The 11415-nt window shown below is 53.5% G+C and carries 8 protein-coding genes; 7 read left to right on the top strand and 1 reads right to left on the bottom strand.

Features of this window, described 5'->3' with window-relative positions:
* A partial coding sequence (locus WBG04_RS03840) for a hypothetical protein (protein WP_424313055.1) occupies positions 1-899 on the bottom strand: 899 nt, incomplete at its 3' end.
* Between the two features lie 244 nt (positions 900-1143).
* On the opposite strand from WBG04_RS03840, the gene WBG04_RS03845 reads away from it, so the two are divergent.
* From WBG04_RS03845 to WBG04_RS03875, 7 genes are all read left to right on the top strand, one after another.
* The gene (locus tag WBG04_RS03845; RefSeq protein WP_424313056.1) at positions 1144-1971 is read left to right on the top strand and encodes a hypothetical protein; all 828 of its coding nucleotides are present in this window, start codon (positions 1144-1146) and stop codon (positions 1969-1971) included.
* 31 nt (positions 1972-2002) lie between these two features.
* On the top strand, positions 2003-3433 hold the full coding sequence (locus WBG04_RS03850; protein WP_424313057.1) for a sulfatase: 1431 nt from the start codon (positions 2003-2005) through the stop codon (positions 3431-3433).
* A gap of 111 nt (positions 3434-3544) precedes the next feature.
* On the top strand, positions 3545-4963 hold the full coding sequence (locus WBG04_RS03855; RefSeq protein WP_424313058.1) for a sulfatase family protein: 1419 nt from the start codon (positions 3545-3547) through the stop codon (positions 4961-4963).
* A 268-nt stretch (positions 4964-5231) separates the two neighbouring features.
* Positions 5232-8798 (top strand): hypothetical protein, encoded by a 3567-nt coding sequence (locus tag WBG04_RS03860; RefSeq protein ID WP_424313059.1) that lies wholly within the window; start codon positions 5232-5234, stop codon positions 8796-8798.
* 421 nt (positions 8799-9219) lie between these two features.
* Positions 9220-9495: a hypothetical protein gene (locus tag WBG04_RS03865; RefSeq protein WP_424313060.1), complete on the top strand. Its 276-nt coding sequence runs from the start codon at positions 9220-9222 to the stop codon at positions 9493-9495.
* 381 nt (positions 9496-9876) lie between these two features.
* Positions 9877-10839, top strand: a complete 963-nt coding sequence (locus tag WBG04_RS03870; protein ID WP_424313061.1) for a hypothetical protein — start codon at positions 9877-9879, stop codon at positions 10837-10839.
* 103 nt (positions 10840-10942) lie between these two features.
* Positions 10943-11415: peroxiredoxin family protein (locus WBG04_RS03875; protein WP_424313062.1), on the top strand; the 473-nt coding region annotated here is incomplete at its 3' end.

The raw sequence follows: 11415 nt of genomic DNA on the forward strand, positions 1-11415 counted from the left end.
CCGCCGTTGACGTCGTCGCTGAGATCGCTCTCGATGGCATTGGCCGCGGTGCTGGTGCCGCCGAGTTGCAGGGTCTTGGTCTGTGTGGCGGTGGCGCCATTGGTGAAGGGACCAGTGAAAACAAGAGCGCCGCTGCCATTGTTGCTGATCTTGGCGGTGGAGTTCAGCGAGGACGCCAGGTTGATGGTGCGGTCGGTTGAGGAATCGCCTGATCCGGTGTAAACAAGCACTCCGCCCGATCCACTGCCAGACGCTCCCAGTCGGATCGTCGAGCCCGCACCTGCGGCACTGGGCACGGTGCTGTTGGCGATGGAAGTCACGGCAAGCGTGGCCGCGTTGTAAACCGCGCTTTCCCCGAGGTAGGAATTGCCGGCATTCGTGAGGGTGAGGGTTCCGGCACCCTGAGAGGCGGCCACCGATCGAGCGGTCGCTGTGGCATCACTCACAAGTCCATTGATGGTCAGGTGATGGTTGGTGCCCATGCCCCAGAGCAGGTTGGTGTTCAACCTGAGCCCGAGATCGATGGCATCGGTAATGCTGCCAGTGGAGACATTCGCCGAAGAGCGGGTGCCCGCACCCGCGATTGTGATCTGGTTCCCAGTGAGGGTAAAAGCCTCGCCGGTGTTCGTATTTCCAAAGGATATTCCAGAGAACAGGCTGTTGTTGGGGAAATCGTTGTTAGTGGAAGGCTGGATGGTGCCTGTGAAAATGACGGTTGCCGTGTTTGCCGGAGTGGGCGGAGTGCCGCCCCAGTTGTCTCCCGTGGTCCAATTGCTGTCCCCCGCCCCACCGTTCCAAGTGTAGTCAGTGGCCAGAGCTGCCGTCGGGCAAATAAAAGTAACCAAGAGCGGAGTGATGGCAGCGGAAAGCCACGGTAATACAAGTTTATTGGGGTTCATCTTAGGCTAGTGGGTTTTGCTGTTTTCCATGAGAGGCTCCCCGGAGCACGGGCAAAGTCCTCCCGCAGCATGCAAATGGGGCTTTGAATCAGTAAATAATCTACCATGGCCCAGTGCCCACCGTGCTGTCCATCATGTGTTCACATGATGGTGAGATCGGGCGTTTGGAATACCGTATAGTTTTGCGAAACTAGCCACCCTCGGGAGGTGACAGCTATCATCAGGCACTAAGAACCCATCCATCATGAAAAACTTTCGAGCACCCATTCTGTTCTCCATCTTTGCAGCCGCAACCGTGATAACCGCTTCTTCCGAACTGCCATCGGTCAATGACCGTCATTGGATCGGGACTTTTGCCGGCTTTGAGAACCGCAGCCTGCGCTTCCAGTTTCTCCCGGACGGCTCGGCCATCATTCACCCGCTTTTCAAGGACAAAGAGACCTACCCCTACGTCAGGATCCCAATATCCATCACGCTGGAAGAATCGCTCGTCGATGGATCCACCAAACTCCATCCCGTGCTTCCAGAAAGCCTCGAGTCCCCCGACAAGCCGACCGTGAAACTCAAGGAAACCACTGTGAAAGGCAGCTTCGAGGGTGGCGGGACATTCGAGCTAACACTTGCGCAGAAAAGCGGCGCGGTCCTTCTGAGTGGAAGACTGCTCGATTTAGGCAATCTCGATAGCAGTAGCGTCCGACTGCGAATCACTGCGGAGATGCTGAATTTCTATGGCAAGGACGAACGACGGCTAGAGAACGATCCGAAGGCCTTCGCTGAGGTCGTCGCCGAATCCTCGCTCACCTACACCACCAAGGACCGCAAGCAAACAAGTCTGGATTTCTCGCAATCCATCAACGGCCCCAGCACAACCGTATCAGGCGTCATGGACGCCTCCGTCGAGCTCGCCGCTGTGGGACCAAAGGTCTTTGGTTTTACCGCGTCCGGACTCTCGTCCCTGCGTCTTGAACCGCGACGGAACGGACCACTACACAAGGGTTTCTTCGTGATCTGGAGTCCTGGCGACAGTGGCAAGACGGGAAACGAGGCCACATTCTCCATCCAAGTTAAATGACAAGGCGTTAAAAAGAGAAAATCACAAACTCATGAAATTGAAATCCCCGAGCCAATTTTTGCTGTTATTACTCTTGGGGCAATTTGCTATCCCCACCTCGTCGGCATCGAATACGGCCATTACGAAGCCAAATGTCTTGTTTATAGCGATTGATGACCTACGCCCCGAGATTGGCTGTTACGGATCAAAGCAAATAGAGACACCGAATCTTGATAGGCTAGCAGGGAACGGGACGCTTTTTTTAAACGCTTATTGCAATGTTGCGGTCTGTGGAGCATCTCGTGCGAGCCTGATGACAAGCCTGAGGCCTATCCCCAATAGACGATTCACTTCCTACACGAGTCGTGCGGATGCTGATGCTTCCGGGATTGTCACGCTGCCCGAGCACTTCAAGACGTTTGGCTATCACACCCTCAGCAATGGAAAGGTTTTTCATATGCGGGAAGACTCCCCGCAATCATGGTCGGAAGAGGCCTGGAGGACGTATGGGAGCAACGGTCAAGAACCCCAGCTCTACAACAAATACGATATGTGGCTGGACCCAGGTTCGGCACGTCTGGTCAATAACAAGCGAGGGCCTTTTTATGAAGCAGCGGATGTTGCGGATAACGCTTATTATGACGGTAGGGTGTGCGACAAAACGATAGACGACCTAAAGCGTCTGGCGAAAGGCAACCAGCCCTTCTTCCTGGCATGTGGTTTCTGGCGCCCTCACCTCCCGTTCAACGCCCCGAAAAAGTATTGGGATCTCTATGATCGGAAGAAAATCGAGATTGCCGCCAATCGTCATCTGCCAAAAGACGCGCCGAAGGGGCTGAGAGGCTCGAATGAACTCAAGAATCAATATGCAGCCAATGATGGATTCCCAGACGACGAGGAATTTCATCGTCTCGCCCGTCACGGATATTTTGCCTGCGTCAGTTACATCGATGCCCAGGTGGGAAAAATCATGGAGACACTGGAAGAGCTGGGATTAAATGATAACACCATCGTCATTGTGTGGGGCGATCATGGGTTTCATTTGGGCGAACACAATCTTTGGGGGAAACACAACACGATGAAGCACTCCGTGCGCGCGCCACTGATTATCCGGCAGCCCGGAAAAGAGGCTCAGCGCCTCGATCAAATTGTTGAATTCGTTGATGTGTATCCAACGCTTTGCGATCTGGCATCGCTCCCGATTCCAACTCACTGTGAAGGCAAGAGCATCAAACCGATCATGACTGACCCGTCAGCAGCCCACAAGGAAGCGGTGTTCACTTCATTTGGAAGCGTATATTCAGTAAAAACCAAAAACTTTCTCTACTCGGAATGGGTGGCAGGCCCCCCGGCCAGAATGCTCTACGACCACCGGAAAGACCCGGAGGAAAACGTAAATGTTGCCGAATCGGCGGAATACACCGAGGAGGTTAACCGTCATCACGAAATTTTTGAAGATCTTCGGAAGACCTGGAATCCGTAACTCATTGATTACCCCCTAAACCGCAATAACGCGGCCAACGACGGTGGCTCATTGAAGCCGCCAGGGAGAAACGAAGGCATCATAGATTAAGTCCATAAATAAAGTAATAACATGAAGAAGAGCGCACTGAAATTGGTCGGCATCCTCTGTGGTATGTATTTGTCCGCAGCCCTTTCGCATGGAGCCACGCCACCCAATTTCGTGATCGTTCTGGGCGACGATATTAACCGCGACAATCTCGGCTGTTATGGAGGCGGGGTGACATGCGACACACCGCAACTTGATCGGTTGGCCAAGAACGGCGTGCGGTTTGATCGAGCCTATACCTCAGTCGCCATGTGCGCCCCATTTCGCCAGGAACTGTACAGCGGTCGGACTCCGTGGCGCACAAAATCGTTTTTGAATCACTCGCACTCAACGGAGGACACCAAGAGCCTTCCTCACTATTTGACCCCCTTGGGATACCGAGTGGCCTTGCTTGGAAAGTCGCACATTGGCCCTCACAAGGCGTATCCATTCAAGTATCTTGGAAACACGGATGATAACGCAGTCTTTTTTGACAAGACAAAAGAGTTTATCGAGACATGCCGCAAAGAGAACAGGCCCTTCTGTCTGGTAATCGCTTCCAACGATGCGCATGGCCCCAATACGAATGGGGATGCCAGCGCCTATGAGCCGGAGTCCCTGAAAATCCCACCCTATTGGATTGACACCCTGGAGTTGCGCAAAAGTTTGCCCGCCTATCTGGCGGAGGTGACAAACTTCGATGCCCTCGTCGGAATGGTGCGCGGCTATCTGGACGATTCAGGTCTCGCAAAAGAAACCGTTCTTTTTGCCTGCACCGAACAGGGCTCCCACTTCCCGTTCTCAAAGTGGTCCTGCTATGACAACGGCCTGCACACCGGACTAATTGCCTACGCCCCCGGTCGTATCCTGAGCGGACACGTTTCCGACGAGTTGTTTTGGATGTGTGACGTGGCCCCGACGATTGTCGAAATGGCTGGCGGCACTTTTGCAGCAGATGCCTTTGATGGGAAGAGCCAGGTGGCGAATCTCACCGGTCCCGCAACACGCGTCCACGAGTATGTTTTCGGAGCTTTCACCAACAAGGGGATTATTGGCAGCAAGGAAAGGATTTACCCGATCCGAAGCGTGCGCGATGGCCGTTACAGTCTGATCTATTCTCCCATGAGCAGCGCAGTGACTTCAAACGTGACGATTGATGAAGCACTCGGTCTCCTGCAGCAGGGTGCCACGAAAAGGATCAGGAAAGTGAAGACGGTGGCAGGATCCTGGGTCAAGTCCGAGGGGGCGGAACACCCCTTGGTGCGGAGGCTCCATCACCGGCCGGAGTTTGCCCTCTATGACCGGCAAGCAGATCCCTATGAGCTCAACGATCTAAGCGAAAACCCCGAGTACGAGCCCGTCCTTGAACGATTGAAATCCGCCCTGTTTGAATTTCTCGAGGCCAAGGGCGATGCCGATCCAGTAAAGACCGAAACAGTCATCAAAAGGTCAGGAAATGAATAGAAAGCTATTATCGAATTTGTGCACCCCTATTTTGATATTTTAGACAGCAAAATTCTCGACATTCAGCCTCCGAGCAAAATCATGGCTAGCCTCAATGGGTATAGCTTGACCTCTCAGTATTCGACCGGGATCACGTAAACACATGATAGACGGACCTTGCCTCCGTGATTGGATTAGAAACCTGCCTCCCTCGCCTTTTGCACACCAAAAGGATTGGCGCTTACTGTAAGTCAGGCTTCCGGCCCCTCTGCTAATAAGAACCCCTACAATGCAAACATCGAGCCCATCCAGACCAAGCCTCTCCCGCCGCGAGCACCTGGGAATGAAGAATTACGCGACTCATGGTGGCTTCGCTCTCATCGCTACCCTGTCAATTCTCATTCTCCTCACGGTCATCGCGGTGGGATTGCTCTCCCTTTCCACTCTGAGCCTCAGGTCTAGCACTCAGGGCGCCGCTCGAGCCGAGGCACAGTCCAATGCCCGACTCGCACTCGAACTCGCCATCGGCGAGCTCCAAAAGCAACTGGGGCCTGACCAAAACATCACAGCCCCATCATCGATCCTCGACGGAAATCCCGACACTGACTCCCCCGACAGCCTCAGCCATCCCCATTTGACCGGCGTCTGGCAATCCCGGGTCACCGAAAGCGGCGGTGTCCTCATCCCCGAAAGTCTCGAATCCACTCCCAGCTACGACCGTGAGGAGCCCTTCCAGCGCTGGCTTGTTTCTGGTGCAGAGCCGGAGCAGTTGTCACAGCTGTCCTTCGCTCAAAGTGGAGCATTCGAGGAACGCGTGCCCATGGTCACCACCACCCCGCCCAGCGGCTCCAGCTCAAGTGACTCGGTCGTTTACGCAGGCAAGATCCCTACCAGGCGTGGGTCCTTCGCATGGTGGGTAGGCGACGAAAATTGCAAGGCCCGCATCAACATGAGCAACCAACTCGACCGAGGAACGATCGACGAAAGCCTGGCAGACCTGCTTGCAAGCTTTGCCACCCCCGGGCCCCACGGTCCTCGATCACTCCCTGCACTCGAAAAGTTCGAGACAAATTCTGAGGATTCAGACAAACAAATCACTCGAAACACCCTGGATCTAGCCGACGACATCACCGCCTCTTCCTCCGAACTCTTCCACGACATCACTCCATGGTCCAACAGCGTGCTGACCAGTGTCACCTCGGGAACGCTTCGACAGGACTTGAACCTATTCTTGGAACGCGACGACATCGACTGGGAGCAGGATTGGCCAAGACCCTCCCGCAAATCCCCCCAAGGCCCGAAAGGCCCGCTCGGGCCCAACGATCAGTACGCCCTGAGCACCGCCGCAGAGTTCGACGTCCTACCTTGGAAGGCCCTCCACCATTACTACAACATGCACCGGAATCTTGTCTTTCAATCTCCCGGACTGCACGTGGATTCAATCAACGGACTCAACTCGATCAATCCCATCACCAATCCCGAATGGAATTCGGGCGTTAACTACATCAGCCCCATCGTGGTCAGGATTCAGATGCTCATTTCCTACTCCACTGAACTGATCGCAAAAGCCAGTGCCACGAAGAGCCGCTATCGCCTCCTCATGCACGCGTATCCCGTCCTGACAGTCTGGAACCCCTTTAATGTCGGAATGAATGTCGATCAGTTCAGTGTCTTCCTCCACACCATTCCTCTGGAGCACAAGTTCTTCGTCGGGGACAATCAGTTCATGATCACCTCCGGCTCCAACCCAAAGACCGGTGCCTACAATTGGGACTGGCCACTTGGAAACATGACGCTGCGCGTCGGCCCCGAATCCAGCCTCTACCTCAAACCCGGCGAAGCAAGGGCCCTCACCTACCGCTCTTCCAAGGACGCAGAATTCCATGCTCACGACATGACCACCCAGCGCTTTTCCTGGAGCCCGGATCGCCCCGGGCAGGCCCGCGACCTCGGCATCATCACCGCCAGCCCTGATGAGCGCATCAGAATCGAAACCACTGCCTCCACCTGGGAGAATTCTAATACTTCCTACAAAGTTCAACAGTTTCAAACCACTTTCGATTTCCGAACCGAGGGGAAGAAGGTGCACACGGGACATGGCGGAGTCTGGAAGACGCAGTTGTTCTCCTCCCAAGTGGCGTGGAGGCACGAAGCTGCGAATCCGGCAGCCGCCAAAATTTCCAAGGAAAACTTCCCCGGCAGTTCCTTAAGCGATCTCGACCGTGCTCCCAGCCCCATCATCCACCTCGACGTCCGACTCAAGACCTTGGACGAAGAGCAGCTTCCAAACAAGACCTGGTTCCAGTGCATGCCCTCCCACCCTTACGCCGCAGCAACATCGACCCAGAAACACTCCAGTCGCGGCGTCGATGCAAGCACCACCTTCTTCGCTCACCCCTTCAGTGTAACATTCAATCAAGTCAGCTCCGAAGAAGGCCTGTTCTCCAGAGTCCCCTACTTCGGCACCAGCCACACGCCCTCCGGACAAACCTTCATCACCGATCGCGAAGCTCCGCTCGTCCCCCTCACCTCCCTCGCCCAACTCCAGAACCTTCCCCAGAATCCGATCGAGGGCCTCAACTGGAGCGGCTACTACATGCAGAATCATGCCATCGGCAACTCCTATGCCTCACCAGGGCTCGAGTCTGATCAAATCAAGGAACGCTCCTTCCCTTTTTATCTCGGTCAGTATTTCGCATGGCAAGGCGGCGACATCACCGGCGGACTTCACAACCGGGCCGGCTTCAACAACGATGAGTGGAGCGTCGGAATCGCTCCGGCATCCGTGATCGATCGAAGCTACGCGGCAAACCACCTGCTTTTCGATGACTACTTCTTCTCCTCACTCGCTCCCAAGAGCAACGACTTCTATGAAAAATTCGGCTCAAAACCCAGCAGCCTGGCCGATGTGGCGAAGAATGTCTTCGAAGATCAAAAAGACCTGCCCAACGCCACCTACAAACCCCACTACCCAGTCGGAACCACCGCCGACTCCGTCCTCGAAGAACTTCTCGACAGCGACGCCGTCAAACCGGACGCTTATCGAAAAATCGCCGCCTACCTCGAAACTCAGGGTGGATTCAACGTCAATTCCACTTCCGTTGCCGCCTGGTCCATAATGCTCGGCTCAGCCCACTTGAAAAGGCCCGTGTTTCTCGACTCGAACGGCTCCGGCAATCCAAACATCAGCGATGCCGGCAAGTTCATCGTCAGCCGGTTCACCATGCCGAATGCCCAAGCCTCCGGCAACGGCTCCGCAAATGATGCTGATCGCTGGGTCGGATATCATGAACTCTCCGCCGACCAAATTCAACAACTGGCCACCGCCATCGTCAAACAAGTGAAAATTCGCGGACCGTTCCGTAGCCTCGGGGAGTTTCTCAATCGCCGACTCACAGCCGACGAAGACCTAGCCCTTTCTGGAGCCCTTCAGGCCGCACTCGACGATCCCGATGTCGACATCAACGACAAATACCGAGACTACCAACTGACCTCCGCAGACCTCGCCGATGCCAACTACAAATTCCAGAAAGCTGCCCTAGGTTCCCGCTATCAGGGCACACCCGCCTATGTATCGCAGGCAGACCTGCTCATGGCCCTAGCCCCTATTATCAATGCCCGTTCCGACACCTTCACCATCCGGGCCTACGGAGAATCCATCAGCGAAGACGGCACCGTTCAAGCCAAGGCGTGGTGCGAAGCAGTCGTCCAGCGTACTCCAGCCTATGTCAATCCCTCCGACGAACCCTGGACCGCAGCTCGGGATCTAGGATCCACCGTCAACAAGACCTTCGGCCGACGCTTCATCCTCAAGTCACTCAGATGGTTGAGCCCAGCCGAACTCGAAACCATTTGAGACCGTTCACATGCTCCGGATCACCATTCTATTACTTCTTCTCGGCTCCTCTCTCGCGGGACTCGCCCAATCCGAACCCATCGACAGCATTCGATTCAAAGTAACCCGCTTCGACCCAGCCGACAGACCACCCCCGGAATTTCGAATTGGAGCCGGAGAAAAGGCAACCAACGTAGTAATACCGCTAACCCATATAGCCGGGCCATTTAAAGCCACTCTCCGCGCCGGTCGCATCCTCGACTTTTTTTTACCACAGGGCGAGAAACCCGAGTTCTCCGTCGCCATTCCCGGTGAGGCGACACGCGACCTTCTTCTTGTTCTTGTCCCCAAAGGAGACACGTTCAAAGTCATTCCAATCCACGCCCCTTTGTCAAAATTCAAAGGTGGGGATCGATTCATCGTAAATGCCACATCATCCGAAATGGTCGCCAAATTTGGTAAGAGCGCCAAGCCTCAGCGAATCAAACCGGGCGGATCCACCATCCTAGCCGGCCCCAGAGAAGCGAAAATGAAGATGGTCGATGTGGACATTAAGGAACAAACCCCTGAGAAGGACTGGAAACTCGTCATTACCGAAACATGGGCCTGCGATCCCCGCTTCAGAAAATTCCTCTTTCTCTACCGCTCACCCAAGAACACGCACATCCTCTTTCACTCCGTCTCCGAACGAATCACCACACCCCAGCCAAAACCGTAGCTGATGTCATTGCCGTCACAATTGGCATCACTGCGGGGTTAGCTCCTAGCTAGACACGAAGCAACATAGCTTACGTTTCCAATGCTCAACCGCGATCACGTAAACACATGATGGACGAATCATACTTGCCTGATAGCTATGAACCCTAACCTTAAGCTTTGTCATCGTGCGCTCCTTTTGACCGAGATCATCAGATTCCGACAAAGAAAAGAAAGTTCCTGCTCCAATTTACCCAACAAAACCTAGAAATCGAACACACGGTCGGGCCTAGCTTATCGCCTCACTCACTACCCCGTTCAGCCTGACCCTAGGACTGCCCGATATCCCGGTAGCATGATATACATTGCTTGCTGCCCGAACCGGCTAAGACAATTTGTCAAAATGAATCAGCACTTAAAATCTATAAACTCATGGACTCATGGAGCCTTTGCTGTAGCCGCCTTTTTCGCGCTTCTTCTTTCAAGCGACACCGTTTTCGCAGAAGCAAAGCCCAAGATCATTAACTATGACGCCGGCCCCCAGATGGAAAGCCGACTTAGCATCGCTCAGTTCAGGCTTTGGATCCCGCCCACAATAGAGTCCAAGATAAACGGCGTCTTCATAATCACTCCGGGACGGAATAACGACGGTCGAAATTTTATCCACCAAAAGGAATTTCAGGAACTCGCAGAAAGTTGGGGATTTGCCATTATGGGCAATTTCCTCAAAGGAACTCCTAATGATAAGGATACCTATCAAATGGATTTCAGGGGAGCCACAGCCAATGTTCTAGTTCAAGCGCTGAAAAAATTCTCGGAAATATCAGACCACAATGAGTTGGCCTCAGCCCCAATATTTCTTTTTGGGATCTCTGCAGGGGGAAATGTTAGCGTTCAGTTTCCTGGTTTCTTCCCGGAAAGAACCATCGGAGTCGCAGCTTATGTTCCGACGGCAGGCCCAGGCATCAACGCCTCAAAGAAACTGAGAACCCCAATGCTTATTGCAATTGGAGCGAAGGACAAAAAGGAATGGGTTAGATTCAGCGAAATCATGTGGGGTAAGTATGGAAGCAAATCAATCTGGACCTACGCCAAACACAAAGACCTCGGCCATCAGGGCAGGCAGGCTTTTGGATTAGGTTTTTCATACGCGGACTCAGTCCTACATCAGCGGTTGGTTCCCGCAGAAAATGGTGGGTATGAAGATAAGCTGGCGGATCTCTCCCCCACCTGGGCAGGTGACTTGAATTCTTATGGCATCCAAGAAGTTAAGACAGGTATTCTTCCCTTGAATACATGCTGGCTTCCAGACGAAAAAACCGCAAAGGCATGGAAAAAATACCTGGAGACCGTGTTTTCGCAATAGCCCTACTCCCACGCATATCTTCGAGCGCGAAGTCGCTCTAGCGAAGTAACAGAAATTCGTTCAATTCCAACTTGGACGGGAAACAAAATAGAATAAACAACAAATGAAAAATATCTGTGTATTACTGTTGATGCTGTTTTCATCAGCCATCGTTCAAGGACAACAACCGAGAGGAGGAATCCTTAACCAACAAGCACCAGAGTGGGAGGTGGACAAATGGCTCAACCTACCCGAAGGCAAGGACACATTGACACTTGCCGACTATAAGGGGAAAGTTGTCTTCCTCTGCTTTTTCCAATCTTGGTGCCCAGCCTGCATCGGCAAAGGCCTTCCCGACCTAAAAGATCTGCAGACTAAATACAAAAACAACGAAGACGTTGCGCTTGTTGCCGTTCAAACTGTTTTTGAGGGACATGACACCAACACCATGGAAGCAGCCGAGAAAATTGCCAAAAAATTCAAATTGAAAATGCCGATTGGGCAGAGTGGGGAAAAAGGCAAAAGATCTGCTATCAAGAAAAACTATAAGGCACCCGGAACTCCCTGGTCGATCATTATTGGTAAAGATGGAAAAGT

It is taken from the genome of Haloferula sp. (genome assembly GCF_049672945.1).
Taxonomy (GTDB): domain Bacteria; phylum Verrucomicrobiota; class Verrucomicrobiia; order Verrucomicrobiales; family Akkermansiaceae; genus Haloferula.